The 16066-nt window shown below is 67.1% G+C and carries 13 protein-coding genes; 8 read left to right on the forward strand and 5 right to left on the reverse strand.

Annotated elements, in window-relative coordinates; all coding sequences use genetic code 11:
* Window positions 1-9: 9 nt before the first annotated feature.
* A complete protein-coding gene (locus tag ACFPOB_RS05725; RefSeq protein WP_377796612.1) occupies window positions 10-1026 on the forward strand; it encodes a polyprenyl synthetase family protein in 1017 nt (338 codons plus the stop codon).
* Between the two features lie 10 nt (window positions 1027-1036).
* Here the strand turns inward: ACFPOB_RS05725 and ACFPOB_RS05730 are convergent, their stop codons facing one another.
* From ACFPOB_RS05730 to ACFPOB_RS05740, 3 genes are all read right to left on the reverse strand, one after another.
* Entirely contained in the window at window positions 1037-1918 is an 882-nt protein-coding gene (locus tag ACFPOB_RS05730) for a 4-(cytidine 5'-diphospho)-2-C-methyl-D-erythritol kinase (protein WP_377796806.1), read from the reverse strand.
* Window positions 1919-2102: 184 nt separating this feature from the next.
* Window positions 2103-3863 (reverse strand): tetratricopeptide repeat protein, encoded by a 1761-nt coding sequence (locus ACFPOB_RS05735; RefSeq protein ID WP_377796614.1) that lies wholly within the window; start codon window positions 3861-3863, stop codon window positions 2103-2105.
* 460 nt (window positions 3864-4323) lie between these two features.
* Window positions 4324-6003, reverse strand: coding sequence for an electron transfer flavoprotein-ubiquinone oxidoreductase (locus tag ACFPOB_RS05740; protein WP_377796617.1), 1680 nt, complete (start codon window positions 6001-6003; stop codon window positions 4324-4326).
* 178 nt (window positions 6004-6181) lie between these two features.
* On the opposite strand from ACFPOB_RS05740, the gene ACFPOB_RS05745 reads away from it, so the two are divergent.
* From ACFPOB_RS05745 to ypfJ, 4 genes are all read left to right on the forward strand, one after another.
* Entirely contained in the window at window positions 6182-6982 is an 801-nt protein-coding gene (locus tag ACFPOB_RS05745; protein WP_377796620.1) for a uracil-DNA glycosylase, read from the forward strand.
* A gap of 140 nt (window positions 6983-7122) precedes the next feature.
* Entirely contained in the window at window positions 7123-8553 is a 1431-nt protein-coding gene (locus tag ACFPOB_RS05750; protein WP_377796622.1) for a cytochrome ubiquinol oxidase subunit I, read from the forward strand.
* A gap of 152 nt (window positions 8554-8705) precedes the next feature.
* On the forward strand, window positions 8706-9710 hold the full coding sequence (gene cydB, locus ACFPOB_RS05755; RefSeq protein WP_377796624.1) for a cytochrome d ubiquinol oxidase subunit II: 1005 nt from the start codon (window positions 8706-8708) through the stop codon (window positions 9708-9710).
* A 73-nt stretch (window positions 9711-9783) separates the two neighbouring features.
* Window positions 9784-10671, forward strand: a complete 888-nt coding sequence (ypfJ, locus tag ACFPOB_RS05760) for a KPN_02809 family neutral zinc metallopeptidase (protein ID WP_377796626.1) — start codon at window positions 9784-9786, stop codon at window positions 10669-10671.
* Window positions 10672-10683: 12 nt separating this feature from the next.
* Here ypfJ and ACFPOB_RS05765 read toward each other — a convergent pair whose 3' ends face one another.
* Window positions 10684-11184: a glycosyltransferase family A protein gene (locus ACFPOB_RS05765; RefSeq protein WP_377796628.1), complete on the reverse strand. Its 501-nt coding sequence runs from the start codon at window positions 11182-11184 to the stop codon at window positions 10684-10686.
* 116 nt (window positions 11185-11300) lie between these two features.
* Here ACFPOB_RS05765 and ACFPOB_RS05770 point away from each other — a divergent pair, with 116 nt between their 5' ends.
* The 3 genes from ACFPOB_RS05770 to ACFPOB_RS05780 all read left to right on the forward strand — a co-directional run bounded on the left by ACFPOB_RS05770 (window position 11301) and on the right by ACFPOB_RS05780 (window position 14852).
* Window positions 11301-12488, forward strand: a complete 1188-nt coding sequence (locus ACFPOB_RS05770) for a PA0069 family radical SAM protein (RefSeq protein ID WP_377796630.1) — start codon at window positions 11301-11303, stop codon at window positions 12486-12488.
* Between the two features lie 235 nt (window positions 12489-12723).
* On the forward strand, window positions 12724-13335 hold the full coding sequence (locus ACFPOB_RS05775; RefSeq protein ID WP_377796631.1) for a ribonuclease HII: 612 nt from the start codon (window positions 12724-12726) through the stop codon (window positions 13333-13335).
* A 314-nt stretch (window positions 13336-13649) separates the two neighbouring features.
* Window positions 13650-14852: a site-specific DNA-methyltransferase gene (locus ACFPOB_RS05780; RefSeq protein ID WP_377796633.1), complete on the forward strand. Its 1203-nt coding sequence runs from the start codon at window positions 13650-13652 to the stop codon at window positions 14850-14852.
* Here the strand turns inward: ACFPOB_RS05780 and mutY are convergent.
* Complete coding sequence (mutY, locus tag ACFPOB_RS05785; protein ID WP_377796635.1) at window positions 14849-15919, reverse strand: A/G-specific adenine glycosylase; 1071 nt, start codon at window positions 15917-15919, stop codon at window positions 14849-14851. The two genes, ACFPOB_RS05780 and mutY, sit on opposite strands and share 4 nt — an antisense overlap.
* Window positions 15920-16066: the final 147 nt, after the last annotated feature.

Genomic DNA, 16066 nt, shown 5'->3' on the forward strand with positions numbered 1-16066 from the left:
AGTTTGCGCGTGGGCGTCGTCGTAGCTTTCGAAGACAAGGACACCGGCCAGGGCGGGATCGAGGCGCTGGTGGGGTTGACGCGCGCCGACATGGAGCGAGTCAACGCGATGATCCTGTCGCGCACCGGCTCCGAGGTCACGATGATCCCGGAGGTCGCGAACCATCTGATCTCCTCGGGCGGCAAGCGCCTGCGGCCGATGCTGACGCTGGCGACGGCAGCGCTGTGCGGCTATCGCGGCGAGGGCCATGTCAAGCTCGCGGCCAGCGTCGAGTTCATGCACACGGCGACGTTGCTGCACGACGACGTCGTCGACGAGAGCGATATGCGCCGCGGCAAGGCCGCCGCCCGCATGCTCTGGGGCAATGAAGCGAGCGTGCTGGTCGGCGACTTCCTGCTCGGCCAGGCCTTCAAGATGATGGTCGAGGTCGGCTCGCTGCGCGCGCTCGACATCCTCTCCACCGCCGCGGCCGTGATCGCCGAGGGCGAGGTGATGCAGCTCGCCGCAGCCAAGAACACCGAGACCACCGAGGACGAATACCTCGCCGTGATCCGCGGCAAGACCGCCGAGCTCTTCGCTGCCGCCTGCGAGGTCGGGCCGGTGATTGCCGGCTCGTCAAAGGGCGAGGCCGCCGCCTGCCGCAGCTACGGGCTCAATCTCGGCATCGCCTTCCAGCTCGTCGACGACGCGCTCGACTATGGCGGCTCCTCGGGCCAGCTCGGCAAGAATGTCGGCGACGACTTCCGCGAGGGCAAGATCACCCTGCCGGTGGTGCTCTCCTTCCGCCGCGGCAACGAGGAAGAGCGCGCCTTCTGGCGCCGCACCCTGCAGCAGGGCGAGGTCCGCGACGGCGACCTCGAGGAGGCGCAAGCGCTGATGCGCAAGCATGGGGCGCTGGCCGACACGATCGAGCGCGCCCGCCACTACGCCAAGATGGCGAAGGACGCGCTCGGCCTGTTCCCGTCATCGCCGATGAAGCAGGCGCTCAACGACGCAGTCGATTTCTGCGTGGCGCGGGCGCACTAAGGCGGGCGCATCATCTCAACACGGTCGGCTTCACCCACCAGCCGGGCTGCTGCTTAGCCAAGAGCTTCCCCGCCTCAGCGCTGGCGCGGCAATCGTCGAACAGCGCAAAGCAGGTCGCGCCCGAGCCCGACATCCGAGCCAGGCGACAGCCGGGCGTGGCCGACAGCGCCGACAGCACCTCGCCGATAACAGGCGCGCCCGCGCGCGCCGGCGCTTGGAGATCGTTGCCGGAAGCGGCCAGAGCGACGATCAACGAAGCTGGGGTCGCAGGTGAGGACCCATCTGCATCGAACGCCGCGACACCACCCGCGTATTCCTGCCCTGCCTGAAGACCGAGCGTGCGGAACACCGGTGCCGTCTCGACCGCCATTCCGGGATTGACCAGCAGCGCAAACAGCCGCGGCAAGCGCAGCGGCGGACCGAGCCTTTCGCCGATGCCGCGCATAATGCGGGCGCGCGCCTCCAGGCAGACCGGGACATCGGCGCCGATCCGGCCGGCGGCGGCGAGCAGCGCCGGATGCGACGGCGGCAGATCGTTGAGCCGCGCCAGCAAGCGTAAGGCAGCGGCGGCATCCGCCGAGCCGCCGCCTATCCCCGAGGCGACAGGGAGGCGCTTGACGAGATGGAAGCGGCCGGAGCGCAGGCCGGCGATCTCCTCGCGCAGGACGCGTTCGGCCTTGAGGACGAGATTGTCGTCGCCGCTCGACAGCCCGGCGGCGAAGGGGCCGGAAACTTGCACCCCGGCAGGCTCGCCCGGCGTCAGGCTCAGCTCGTCGCCGACACCGGCGAAGGCGACGAGGCTGTCGAGCTCATGATAGCCGTCAGCCCGGCGGCCCAGGACACGTAAGGTGAGATTGACCTTAGCCGGGGCGCGGGTCGTCAATGGGAGCAGCATGTCGTTACGCCATGATTCCGAGGGCGTGAGCCCGGACGCTTGGAACCACCACGCTGGTCCAATTCGTCATGCTCGCCCTTGTGGCGAGCATCCACGTCTCAAGCACCCCCGTGCCTGAAGGAAGACGTGGATGGGTCGGGACAAGCCCGACCATGACGAGAAAGCGCGGAGCGATGAAAGCTCAGCCGCCATCCTTCTTCGGCTCGGCCGCATTGGCCGAGGGCGCCGGATCTTCCAGACCCTTCTCAATCTTGCGCTGGATGCGAGCCAGGTCTTCCGGCTCAGGCCCGAGATCGCGGGCATAGTTCCACTGGTAGCGTGCCTCGAGGTAGCGCCCGGTCTTCCAGTAGACGTCGCCGAGATGGTCGTTGATCACCGGATCGGACGGACGCAGCTCCATCGCCTTCTCCAGCTCGGTCACCGCCTCGTCATAGCGGCCGAGCCGGTAATGCGCCCAGCCGAGCGAGTCGATGATGTAGCCGTCGCGGGGCCGCAGCTCGACGGCGCGGCGCAACATGCCGAGCGCCTCTTCGAGCTTGAGGTTCTGGTCGACCAGCGAATAGCCGAGATAGTTGAGCACCAGCGCACGCTCGCGGCCGAGCGCCTCGGGCATCAGGTCGAGCGCCTTGCGCAGGTCGGCCTCGGCCTGGGGCCATTTCTTGGTGCGCTCATAGGCGATGCCGCGCGAGTAGAAGAGGTCCCAATTGGAGCGCCCGGGCGTGCCGAGCTTGGCGACCGCCTTGTCATAGGTCGCAGCCGCCTCCTCGAAGCGCTTGCGCGAGCGATAGATGTTGCCCAGCGCCGAGGTCGCGTCGATGTCGTCGGGCCGCGCCGCGATGATCCCCTCGAGGTGCTTGACCGCCTCCTCGGTCTTGCCGAGCTGTTCGAGGCCGAGCCCGATCTGGATGTCGGCGACCGGACGCAGCGGCGAGTTCTCCGGCATGCGGCGGTAGACCTGGACGGCATCCTCGGTCTGCTTGGCACGCTCCAGGATGTCGGCCAGCGTCAGCACGGCGAGGTCGTGGCCGGGATCGAGATAGACGGCGAAGCGCAGATAGAGCAGCGCGGTGGCCTCGTCGCCTTGCAGGATGCCGGCGCTGGCGAGGCCGTAGAGCACCTCGGCCGCGCCCTGCTGGGTGTTGCCGACGATGCGCTGCAGCGGCTCCTTGCTGCTGACCTTGGCGATGGCGTCGCGCACCACCGGGTGGTTCGGGCGCACGCGCTGCTCGAAATCGTTCAGCGTCGCCAGGGCCGCCTCGCTGTCGCCCGAGCGTGCCTGCTGGCGCGCCCAGAGATCGACGAGGCGCAGATTGGTCTTCTCGGCGTCATAAGCCGCCTTGAGCCGGCGATTCGCGTCGTTGCGGCGGCCGGCGATATCGAGGATCAGCCCGGCATGGAAATCGCGGAAGCGGTCGAAGGTCGATTCGCCCTTGAGCCGGTCCAGCGTCTCGAGCGCGCGATTCGTCTCGCCGGAGCCGGAATAAGCCCAGGCGGCGAGCAGGGTCGCGGTGATGTCGGCGGAACGGCCGCGACCACCGCGCTGCAGCTGATTGCGGGCGGCGGCATAGTTCTTTTGCTTCAGCGCACGCACGCCGAGCGCGAGCTGGGCGAGGCCATTGGTGGCGTCGCGCTGGATCAGCTTTTCGGCGGCGCGGAAGGTCTCGTTCATCGCGCCGTCGGCGAGGAAGGCGACGAAGCCGCGCTCGAGCAGCTCGCTGTTCTGCGGATCGTTCTTGATCGCCTCGCGCAGATAGATCGAGGCCGCGCCGAGATCGCGGGCGGAACCGGCGACAACGGCAGCCAGGTAATTGCCTTCGAGGCTTTCGGCCGGCTCGAACTTCTCGACCGGGCGCGCCTGCGCGAGCGCCGGCATGCCGACATGCAAGCCCGCGATAAACGCCAGCACCAAAGCGGCGCTACGGCCATCAATCTGAAACGTCACGTTCGACTTTCTCCCTCGGTCCGCCCCGGCGCCGGGGACTGGTCCGTGGACGGGACCGTGACCTGAACGATTAGGCCGCCAACATGGCCGTTTCCGGGCCTGCCGACAAGTCCGACGTCAGGGCTGCGCGAGCGACGTCACGCTGACGTGAAAGCGCCGTCGACGGCCTTGAGCTGCAGCTAGAACGATAGATTTCCGTAAAGCAAATCGCCATAGAATGCGTCGTCGCGGATATTCGCGACGATTCGTTCAGGACACTTCAAATGAAGAAGGTCTCGCTCGCTCTCGCTGCGGTCCTGACGCTCGCCGGCGTTGCCGGCGGCTGCGCCACCAAGGAGCCGGAGAAGCCCGCTCCCGTCATCCGCAAGGGATGATTCGTCGTCTTATCCGGCACCAACACAAAGGCCGCGCCGAATAGACCGGCGCGGCCTTTATTACTGAGCTTTGCTGTCGAACCCCGTCACATGTTCGAGTAGTTCGGCCCGCCCGCGCCTTCCGGCACCGTCCAAGTGATGTTCTGGGCCGGGTCCTTGATGTCGCAGGTCTTGCAGTGCACGCAGTTCTGCGCGTTGATCACGAAGCGCGGCAGGGACTGCTTCTCCGGATCGGCATAGACGACCTCGTAGACGCCGGCCGGGCAATAGAGCCGCGCCGGCTCGCCATAGATCGGCAGGTTCTGCAGCACCGGCACGTTCGGATCGGTCAGCTTCAGATGCGCCGGCTGGTCCTCCTCGTGATTCGTTGCTGAGAGGAACACCGAGGAGAGCTTGTCGAAGGAGATCTTGCCGTCAGGCTTGGGGTAGACGATCGGCGTGACCATGCCGATCGGCTTCAGCGTGGCGTGGTCGGGCTTGCCGTGCTTCAGCGTGCCGAAGGGTGACCAGCCGAAGAGCTGGTTCAGCCACATGTCGACGCCGCCCAGCGTGACGCCGCCCAGCGTGCCGAGCTTTGACCAGAGCGGCTTGACGTTGCGCACCGGCTTGAGGTCGCGGCCGATCTCGGAGGCGCGCCAGCTGTCCTCGATGCCGTCTACCACGTCATGCGAACGACCCGCCGCCAGCGCCGGCACGAGATGCTCGGCTGCGAGCATGCCCGACAGGATGGCGTTGTGGCTGCCCTTGATGCGCGGCACGTTGACGAAACCGGCCGAGCACCCGATCAACGCCCCGCCCGGGAAGACCAGCTTCGGGACCGACTGCCAGCCGCCCTCGGTGATGGCGCGCGAGCCGTAGGAAAGGCGCTTGGCGCCCTCGAAGACATCGCGGATCATCGGATGGGTCTTGAAGCGCTGGAATTCGTCGAAGGGAGAGAGCGTCGGGTTCGAATAGTTGAGGTGGACGACGAAACCGACCGAAACCAGGTTGTCGTCGAAATGGTAGAGGAAGGAGCCGCCGCCGGTCGACATGTCGAGCGGCCAGCCGAAGGAGTGCTGGACCAGCCCCTTCTTGAACTTCTCCGGCTTGACCTGCCAGATTTCCTTGAGGCCGATGCCGTATTTCTGCGGCTCGCGCCCCTCGTCCAGCGCAAAGCGCCTGATCGCGATCTTGGAGAGCGAGCCGCGGGCGCCCTCGCCGAGCAGGGTGTAGCGGCCGCGCAGTTCCATGCCGCGGGTGAAGCGGTCGGAGACCGTGCCGTCCTTGGCGATGCCCATGTCGCCGGTGGCGATGCCGGCGACCGAGCCATCCTCGTTGTAGAGCAGTTCGGCAGCGGCGAAGCCCGGATAGATCTCGACGCCGAGCGCCTCGGCGCGGGCCGCGAGATAGCGGGCGACCAGGCCGAGCGAGCCGACGAAGTTGCCGTGATTGTTCATCAGCTTCGGCATGGCGAAGTTCGGCAGGCGTGCCCCGCCGGCCGGGCCAAGGAAATAGAAGACGTCCTCGCTGACCTGCGTATGCAGCGGACGCGCCTCGTCCTGCCGCCACTCGGGCAGGAGCTTGTCGAGGCCGATGGGGTCGATGACCGCGCCGGAGAGGATATGCGCGCCGACCTCGGAGCCCTTCTCGACCACGACGACCGAGATGCTCTCGTCGAGCTGCTTCAGCCGGATCGCGGCGGCGAGCCCGGCCGGGCCGGCGCCGACGATGACGACGTCATAGTCCATGCTCTCGCGCGGCGTGCTCTGTGCTTCCTTCAGATCCATGCTGCCCTCCACCCCGCGCCGTCTTCTGCATCATTAGATAGTTTATATATGAACTATCTTGATCAGCCCGCCAAGCGCTGCCCCGGGGCTGATTGGAATTCCTCTATCCGGGGCTCCCGTTCATTTTGCAACAGCGAACGGGCTCGCTTCGTTCCATGTGCCGCTGTATTCTGGGCTGATGTCCCTTGATGCCGTCTCCGCCGCCGAACTGATTGCCTGGTACGCCGAAATGGGCGTTACCGAGGCGCTCGACGAGACGCCACACGACCATTTCGCAGCTGCGCCAGAGCTGGCGCGACAGCCTGTCGCACGCCTCGTTTCGGCACCGCAGCAGGCTACGCGCCGCCCCGTGGACGCGGCTGCGGCGACAGCACCCGACGAGGCGGCGCTGTCTGCGCGGGCGCTGGCGCGCGAGGCAGCGACGCTGGACGAGCTCAAGACGGCGCTCGCGAGCTTCGAAGGCTGCCCGCTCAAGGCGACCGCCAAGAACCTTGTCTTTTCCGACGGCAACCCGGCCGGGAAGATCATGGTGGTCGGCGAGGCGCCCGGCGCAGACGAGGACCGCGCCGGCCTGCCGTTCGTCGGCCGCTCCGGCCAGTTGCTCGACCGGATGCTGGCGGCGATCGGCCTCACCCGGCAGGAGCATGTCTACATCGCCAATCTCCTGCCCTGGCGCCCACCCGGCAACCGGACACCGACGCCGCAGGAGGTCGCGATCTGCCTGCCATTTATCCAGCGCCAGATCGAGCTTGCCGATCCGGACATCCTCATCTGCGTCGGCGGGCCATCGGCCCAGGGCCTGCTGGGGGTCTCCGGCATCCTGGCCTCGCGCGGGCGCTGGATGGAATACGACACTGGCAGGCGCATGATCCGGGCGATCGCGACGCTGCACCCGGCCTATCTCTTGCGCCAGCCGCTCCAGAAGCGCCTGGCCTGGCGCGATCTGCGCGCGATCAAGGCCGCCCTCGACGCGCTTTGACGCAGCGGCGCGATGCCACTGCGTCACCGCAGATGGCTGCCCAATCGCGTCGGCTTGATTACTCCGAGTGGAAAGTAGACCCTGCAAGCAGCAGGGTCATTCGGCCATGACATTCGTGGCCGGCACGCCGGAGCGATGCGATGGAAATCGACGCCTTTCTGCTGTCACGCATCCAGTTCGCCTTCACCGTCTCGTTCCACATCATCTTCCCGGCCTTCACGATCGGGCTTTCCGCCTATATCGCGACGCTGCTCGGGCTGTGGCTGAAGACGGGCGACCAGAAATTCCATCTGCTCGCCCGGTTCTGGACCAAGATCTTCGCCGTCTCCTTCGCCATGGGCGTGGTTTCCGGCATCGTGCTCTCCTATCAGTTCGGCACCAATTGGAGCCGCTTCTCGGTCGCGGTCGGCAATGTCATCGGCCCGCTGATCGGCTATGAGGTGCTGACCGCCTTCTTCCTCGAAGCCTCCTTCCTCGGCGTGATGCTGTTCGGCTGGAAGCGTGTGCCGGCCTGGCTGCATTTCCTCTCGGCCGTGATCGTCGCCGGCGGCACCGCCCTCTCCGGCTTCTGGATTCTTTCCGCCAATAGCTGGATGCAGTATCCGGCCGGCCACGAGGTCCGCGACGGCATCGCCTACCCGGTCGACTGGCTGAAGATCATCTTCAACCCGACCTTCCCCCTGCGCTTCGCCCATATGATGACGGCGGCCTATCTCACCACCGCCTTCGTCGTGCTGGCGACCGGCGCGCGCCATCTGCTCGCCGGCCACCGCACCGAATCGGCCAGGACGATGGTCCGCATGGCGATCCTGATGATCGCACTGACCGCGCCGCTCCAGGCCGTGATCGGGGACTTCCATGGCAAGCAGACCGCGATCTACCAGCCGGCCAAGCTCGCCGCGATCGAGGCGCACTGGGATTCGTCCAGGCCCGGCGCGCTCGTGCTCTTCGCCTGGCCGGACGAGAAGGCCGAGCTCAACCGCTTCGAGATCGCGATCCCCGGCGTCGCCAGCCTGCTGACCCATGGCAGCATGGACGCGCTGTTCCCGAGCCTGAAGGACTTTGCCGTCCAAGACCGGCCGCCGGTGCTGATCCCGTTCTTCGCCTTCCGCATCATGGTCGGTATCGGCACGCTGATGATCGTCTTCGGCTGGATCGGCGCCTGGCTGTGGAAGAGCGGCACCGTCTTCGAGGCGCGCCGCTGGCTCTGGCTCGCCCAGTACAGCTGGCCGGCCGGCTTCATCGCCATCCTCTCCGGCTGGTTCGTCACAGAGGTCGGCCGCCAGCCCTGGCTCGCCACCGGGATCCTGCGCTCGAAGGATGCGGTCTCGCCGATCACCACCGCCGAGGTCGCGATCTCGCTGGCGCTGTTCGTCTTCGTCTACTGCGTCGTCTTCGCCGCCGGCATCGCCCTGATCAATCGCCTGATCGACAAGGGACCGGACGAGATCAGCCATGAGGACCCGCCCGAGCAGCCCTCGAAGCGGCCGCTAAAGGCGGCGCAGGCGCCGGCCGCCGCCATCTTCGGCGACGGCCATCCCGGCGACGACAAGATCCAGCCGGCGAGCTGATGCGATGATGAAACCCACAGCCCTCATCCTGAGGAGCGGGCTTCAGCCCGCATCTCGAAGGATGTTCCAGCGCCCTCTGAAGCATCCTTCGAGACGGCCGCTCGCGCGGCCTCCTCAGGATGAGGGCCTGGTGGAAACTCGGGAGACTTGAGATGGAATGGTATCTCCCCGTGATCTGGGCCGTGCTGATCGGCACCGCCGTGATGCTCTATGTCGTGCTCGATGGTTTCGACCTCGGCATCGCCATCCTGTTCCCGACGACAAGGGACGAGAGCGAGCGCGACCAGATGATGAACTCGGTCGCACCGTTCTGGGACGGCAACGAAACCTGGCTGGTTCTGGGCGGCGGCGGCCTCTGGGTCGCCTTTCCCTATGCCTACGCCATCATCATGCCGGCCTTCTACATCCCGGTGATCCTGATGCTGCTGGCGCTGATCTTCCGCGGCGTCGCCTTCGAGTTCCGCTGGGTGGCGAAGCCCCGTCACAAGGTCTGGGACTTCGCCTTCTGGGCGGGCTCGACGGTGGCCGCCTTCGCGCAAGGGCTGATCCTTGGCGGGCTGCTGCAGGGCGTGAAGGTCGTCGACAAGCAGTTCGCCGGCGGCCCATTCGACTGGCTGACCCCGTTCACGCTGATGTGCGGCGCCGGCGTCGTCATCGGCTACGCCACATTGGGCGCGACCTGGCTGGTCTACAAGACGGAAGGGCCGGTCGCGGAGCGGGCCCGCCGGCAGGCGAAGACGCTGCTCCTCGGCCTGCTCGCCTTCGCCGTGCTGGTCTCAGCTTGGACGCCCTATGCCCATCCGCGCATCGCCGAGCGCTGGTTCACGCCCTCGAACCTCGTGCTGCTCTGGCCCTTCCCGGTGCTGACGGCCTTCTGCGGCTATATGGCTTGGAAACGGCTCAAGGGAGCACATGAGTTCACGCCCTTCGCCTTCACCATCGCGATCTTCCTGCTCTGCTTCCTGGGACTCGCGATCTCAAACTATCCCTATCTCGTGCCGCCCGGCCTGACGATCTGGGACACGGCGGCGGCGCCGGCCTCGCATGTCTTCGTGCTGATCGGCGTGACCTTCCTGCTGCCGATGATCCTGTTCTACACGGCCTTCGTCTACTGGACGTTCCGCGGCAAGGTGAAAGCCGATGCCGGCTACCATTGAGCACTCCTGTCGCGGGACTTGAGTTCCTCGCTCGGCTCGCAGAGATTGGCGAGGCTGCAACAAGGGCCTCGCCATGCGTTGGGAAGATTACCGCCAGTCCGAGAATCTCGAGGACCGGCGCGGAGGTGGCGGCGAGTTCGCCGGGCTTCCCGGTGGGCGCGGCGGCATCGGCATCGGCACCATGGTCGTGCTCGGCCTGCTCGGTTGGGCCCTCGGCATCGACCCGCGCCTCCTGATCGGCGGCGCCGAATTGATCGGCGGCATCGGCGGGCGCAGCGCGCCGACGCAGGAGCAGCGCAAATCGGCCGGCCCGCCGCAGGACGAGATGGGCCGCTTCGTCTCGGCCGTGTTGGCGCAGAACGAGGACATCTGGGGCAAGGTCCTGCCGCAGCAGGCGAACCGCAAATATGTGCCGCCGAAGCTGGTGCTGTTCAGCGGCGTCGACCGCTCGGGCTGCGGCACGGCCCAGGCGGCGATGGGGCCGTTCTATTGCCCCAACGACCAGCGGGTTTATCTCGACCTTTCCTTCTTCCAGGAGATGCAGCGCAAGCTCGGCGGCGGCGGCGACTTCGCCTATGCCTATGTCGTCGGCCACGAGGTCGGCCATCACATCCAGAACCTGCTCGGCATTCTGCCCAAGGTCAACGAGCTGCGTCAGCGGGTTTCGGAGCGCGAATCGAACCAGCTCTCGGTACGCGTCGAGCTGCAGGCCGACTGCTTCGCCGGGGTCTGGGCCCATAACATCCAGGCGATGGATCGCATCGAGCCAGGCGACATCGACGAGGCGCTGCGCTCGGCCTCGGCGATCGGTGACGACAAGCTGCAGCAGCAGGGCCGCGGCGTCGTCGTGCCGGATTCCTTCACGCATGGTTCGTCGGCGCAACGCACGCGCTGGTTCAACACGGGCTTCAAATCCGGCTCGATGCAGAGCTGCGACACCTTCCGGACGAACCAGCTCTGACGGGGCGACCGGTCAGGTCTCGGCGCGCTGCCGGCGGACCGCGAGACGGCGCGGCGCACGCGCCAGCCGGCCGGAGAGGATCTGCTTCTTCGGCGCGAGCAGCCCCGCCCTGACGCCGCGGGAGCGCAGCGAAACCGCCCCCCATTCGCGCAAGGCGGCCGCCATGCCGCGCAGCGGCATGAGCGCCGGCCGCGTCGCGGCGGTCAGCAGATGCCGCTCGATGCTCGGCGTCCATTGCGGCTCCGGCAGGTCGCCAGCCTCGAGCAGGATGACCCAGTCGCCGCGCGCTTCCGCCACGCCGCGCGACCAGGCCTCGCCGTTCTTCGCTGGTTTCTCGGCCCTGACGTAGCTGGCGCCAGTTTCTTCGGCGAGGCGCGCGATCGCGGCATCGTCGCCGTCGTCGATCACCACGGCATGGCCGATCACGCCCTTCGCCACCGCCGGAATCAGCACGGACAAGGTCGCAGCGAGCGCCTCGGCGTCACGATTGGCCCGGATGACGGCGGTGATCATGGACGCTCAGCTTATGACGCACTGCAACATGTCGCAATCCTGTCACTTGCCTTTTGTTCTCTTTATGTTCACATTCCTTGGTCTCGGAACCACCGATTCCGCCGGGAGACGAAGCCATGCTGCAGGCTAGGCCCTCAGCCAGGACACAGCCGCTCAAGCGCCGCGACACCGAACCGGGAACCGTCTCGGCGCCGATCCGGCTCGCCCCGGTCGATCCGCTGGCCCATATCGGCAGCCAGATCGACCCTGACAGGCGGCGCGGACGCGGCGCTACGATCAATCCCGGCGGGCGCTACGAGGCCGAGCAGCGAATCAGCGAGGATGACGGCTGGGGCTCGCTCGGCGACTTGCCGCCGTTCAAGACCGAGGTCTCGGTCGAGAAGCCCCGGACGATCATTACACGCAATGACTCCCCGGATATTTCCTTCGACCGCTCGATCAACCCCTATCGCGGCTGCGAGCATGGCTGCGTCTACTGCTTCGCGCGGCCCAGTCATGCCTATCTCGGCCTCTCGCCCGGTCTCGACTTCGAGAGCAAGCTGACCGCCAAGCCCGATGCGGCGCTGCTGCTGGAGAAGGAGCTGTCCTCGCCGAGCTACCAGCCGCGCACCATCGCGATCGGCACCAATACCGACGCCTACCAGCCGATCGAGAAAAAGCTCCGGATCATGCGCGGGATCCTGGAGGTGCTGGCGAAGTTCAGCCACCCGGTCGGCATCGTCACCAAATCGGCGCTGGTGCAGCGCGACATCGACATCCTCGCGCCGATGGCGGCGAAGGGGCTGGTCAAGGTCGCGCTCTCGGTGACGACGCTCGATCCCAAGCTCGCCCGCAACATGGAGCCGCGCGCCGCAGCACCCGCCAAGCGCATCGAGACGATCCGCAAGCTGTCGGAGGCCGGCATCCCGGTGACGGTGCTGGTTGCGCCGATCGTGCCGGCGATCAACGAGCATGAGATCGAGCGCATCCTCGACGCCGCTAAGGCGGCTGGCGCGCGCGAGGCCGGCTATGTGCTGCTGCGGCTGCCGCTCGAGGTGAAGGACATCGTGCAGGACTGGCTGGTGACGCATCATCCCGACAAGATGCGCCATGTCGTCTCGCTGATCCGCTCGACGCGCGGCGGCAAGGACTACGACGCCGCCTGGGGCCAGCGCCAGGTCGGCTCCGGCCCCTATGCCTGGATGATCGGGCGGCGCTTCGAGATGGCGGCCGAGCGGCTCGGCTTCAACAGCGCGCGGCTCAGGCTGCGCACCGACCTCTTCGTCAAGCCGGAAAAGGAGAAGGCGCAGTTGAGCCTGTTCTGATAAGCCCCGGTCTCATTCACGGCCCTCATCCTGAGGAGGCCGCACAGCGGCCGTCTCGAAGGATGCTCCAAGAGGCTCAAGAACCATCTGGAGCATCCTTCGAGACGCAGCCTCCGGCTGCTCCTCAGGATGAGGGCTATGAATGCGAGAAGCCCGACACTGGGGCGCACAGCGAATTGTGGATGCGACCAAGCGATCCGCAGACCTGCGCATCCCGATCTGGCATAGCGAAGCCATGACCGCCGATTTCAGCCGTGAGCAGGCCGCGATGATTGCCGGGCGCGCCCGCGTCGCCGGCGTGGACGAGGTCGGGCGCGGCCCGCTCGCCGGCCCGGTCGTGGCAGCCGCCGTCATCCTCGATCCCGCCGCGATCCCGGACGGGCTCGCCGATTCGAAGGAGCTCAGCGCCCAGCGCCGCGAGGAACTCTGCGTGCTGATCCTCGCCAGCGCACTGGCGGTCGGAGTCGGTAGCGCCTCCGCCACCGAGATCGATACGATCAACATCCGGCAGGCGACGCTCTTATCCATGCGGCGCGCGGTCGGAGCGCTGCCGCTGTCTCCCGATCTCGTCCTGGTCGACGGCAATGATCCGCCGGCGCTGGCCTGCGGCTGTGAGGCGATCATCGGCGGCGACGGGCTGATCGCCTCGATCGCCGCGGCCTCGATCGTCGCCAAGGTGATGCGCGACCGGATGATGGCGCGGCTCTCGCTGACCTACCCGGCCTATGGCTTCGCTGGCCATGCCGGCTACGGCACGGCGGCGCATCGCGCTGCGCTGAAGACGCATGGCCCCTGCCCTGCGCATCGCTATTCCTTCGCCCCGATCAAAGGTGTCTGGTCGCGATAGCGCCGGCGACCCGGCACGTCATCCCCGGGCGGAGCGCAGCGCAGACCCGAGAATCTCATGACGAGAAGGCGCTGTCAGGAGCTTCCTCCGGCCTGAGATGCTCGGGTCGAGCCCGAGCATGACGCCTCTCCCGGGGTCAACTCCGAGCCGCTTACCTTTCCTTAATCTCCGTTACGATTTTCCAAACATATTCAATGTGCTAGGCAAAATCTGCAGCCCCAGAATGGCACGCATTTTTTTCAAGCTGGAAACCCGACCTTTACCCTGACCGGCCAGGATCGCGAGCGTTGAAGTTGCGTAACGGTCTTGGCGTCATGAGTACCTCGCGTACCGGGACCGCCAGCGCTCCCGTCCGGATTCAGGTTTCGCGTACCGGACGGCCCGCGCTGGGGGCCCGGATGAAGGCCAAGAGCCTTCTTCCCTCTGAGATCCTCCCTCGCGAGCTGCCGCTCGACCAGGTGATCGTCGGCGATTGCGTCGCCGCGATCGAGGCCCTGCCGCCGGGGAGCGTGGATCTCGTCTTCGCCGACCCCCCTTATAACTTGCAGCTTGGCGGCGATCTGCGCCGGCCAGACGACAGCCTCGTCGACGCCGTCGACGACGACTGGGACAAGTTCGCCTCCTTCGCCGACTACGACGCCTTCACCCGCGCCTGGCTCTCGGCCTGCCGCCGGGCGCTGAAGCCGGACGGCGCGCTCTGGGTGATCGGCTCCTATCACAACATCTTCCGCGTCGGCTCGATCCTGCAGGATCTCGGCTTCTGGATGCTGAACGACATCGTCTGGCGCAAGGCCAACCCGATGCCGAATTTCCGCGGCCGCCGCTTCACCAATGCGCATGAGACGCTGATCTGGGCGGCGCGCGGCGAGGCTTCGAAATATACCTTCCATTACGAGGCGCTGAAGGGCGGCAATGACGACCTGCAGATGCGCTCGGACTGGTACCTGCCGCTCTGCACCGGCGATGAGCGCCTGAAGGACGAGAAGGGCGCCAAGGTCCACCCGACCCAGAAGCCCGAATCGCTGCTCGCCCGTGTCCTGCTCTCGGCCAGCAATCCCGGCGACGTCGTGCTCGATCCCTTCTTCGGCACCGGCACGACCGGCGCCGTCGCCAAGGCGCTCGGCCGCCATTTCATCGGCGTCGAGCGCGAAGAGGTCTATGCCAAGGCGGCGCGCGAGCGCATCGCAGCGGTCCAGCCGCTGCCGCCCGAGGCCTTCGCCACCGCACCGTCGAAGCGAGCTGAGCCGCGCGTGCCTTTCCTCAGTCTGGTCGAGGCCGGATTGGTCAAGGCGGGCGAGCGCGTCTTCGACGAGAAGCGCCGCCACAGCGCCACGATCCGCGCCGACGGCACGCTGGTGCTCGGCCCGGCCGTGGGCTCGATCCATAAGGTCGGCGCGCTGGCGCAGGGCCTGCCAGCCTGCAATGGCTGGACCTTCTGGCATGTCGAGCGCGACGGGAAAGCGCTGCTGCTCGACGCCCTGCGCGGCGAGATCCGGGCGCAGCTGGCGGCGGCCTAAGGCCGCTGCAACTCTTCCAATCCGGCTTCGAGCGCCTTCAGGAAGACATTCGGAAACGCCTCCTCCTTCAGCCGGTGGAACGGCGTGAAACGCATGCCCTCCGGAGCTTCAGTCTCCAGCGGCACGCGCCCGGCGAAGACCGTCAGCTCCAGCGGGAAATGTGTGAAGACGTGGCGAACCGGCAGCATCAGCCGCCGCCAACCGGCTGACACCGGAGCATCTCGCAAGGCGTCGTCCAACTCGTAGTCCGCCCGCCAGTCGCTGCCGGGCACCTCGACCATGCCACCGAGCAGCCCCCTGGCCGGCCGGGTGCGGACCAGCACGGCGCCATCCTCGCGCATCGTGACGAAGGCCGCGCCATAGCGGGTCTTGCCGGTCTTCTTCACCGCCTTGCGCGGAAAGCTCTCCTGCATGCCTTCGATGCGCGCCCGGCAGGGCTCGCGCCAGGGGCAGAGCCCGCAGGCCGGCGAGCGCGGCGTGCAGATCGTGGCGCCGAGATCCATCAGCGCCTGCGCAAAATCGCCGGGCCGCTCAAGCGACAGCAGCGCCAGCACCCGCTCGCGGATCAGCGGCTTGGCCGAGGGCATCTCGTCCTCGATCGCGAAGAGCCGGGTGATCACCCGCTCGACATTGCCATCGACCGCGACGGTCGGCCGGTCGAAGGCAATCGCGGCGACGGCTCCCGAGGTATAGGCTCCGATGCCCGGCAAGGCGCGCAGGCCCTCCTCCGTGTCGGGAAAGCGGCCGCCATGCTGGTCCGCGACCGCCTTGGCGCAGGCGTGGAGATTGCGGGCGCGGGAATAATAGCCGAGCCCGGCCCAGGCCTGCATCACGCTCTCGGACGGCGCTGCGGCGAGCGCCTCGACGCTGGGGAACCGCACCATGAAGCGCTCGAAGTAGGGTTTTACCGCCGCGATCGTGGTCTGCTGCAGCATGATCTCGGAGACCCAGACGCGGTAGGGGTCGGCCTGTTCGCCCGGCAGCGCCCGCCAGGGCAGGACGCGGCGGTGGCGGTCATACCAGGCGAGGAGATCGGCGGCGCGGGGCTGGGTGGCGGAGGCGTGCATGCTTATGGTTTAGCGGCTAGGCCGCCCATCGCAAGACGAGCGCACCCTGCTGGGCGATGCGTTCGACGCCGATCAACTGAGCGTGATCGAAGCCTGCCGATGTAACGGCGGCTCGTCACGGTCCGAATAGGCCAGTGCGGGCCGCAG

Origin of the sequence: Allobosea eneae, assembly GCF_042657265.1 — a bacterium.
In the GTDB taxonomy this organism is placed as follows: Bacteria; Pseudomonadota; Alphaproteobacteria; order Rhizobiales; family Beijerinckiaceae; genus Allobosea; species Allobosea eneae.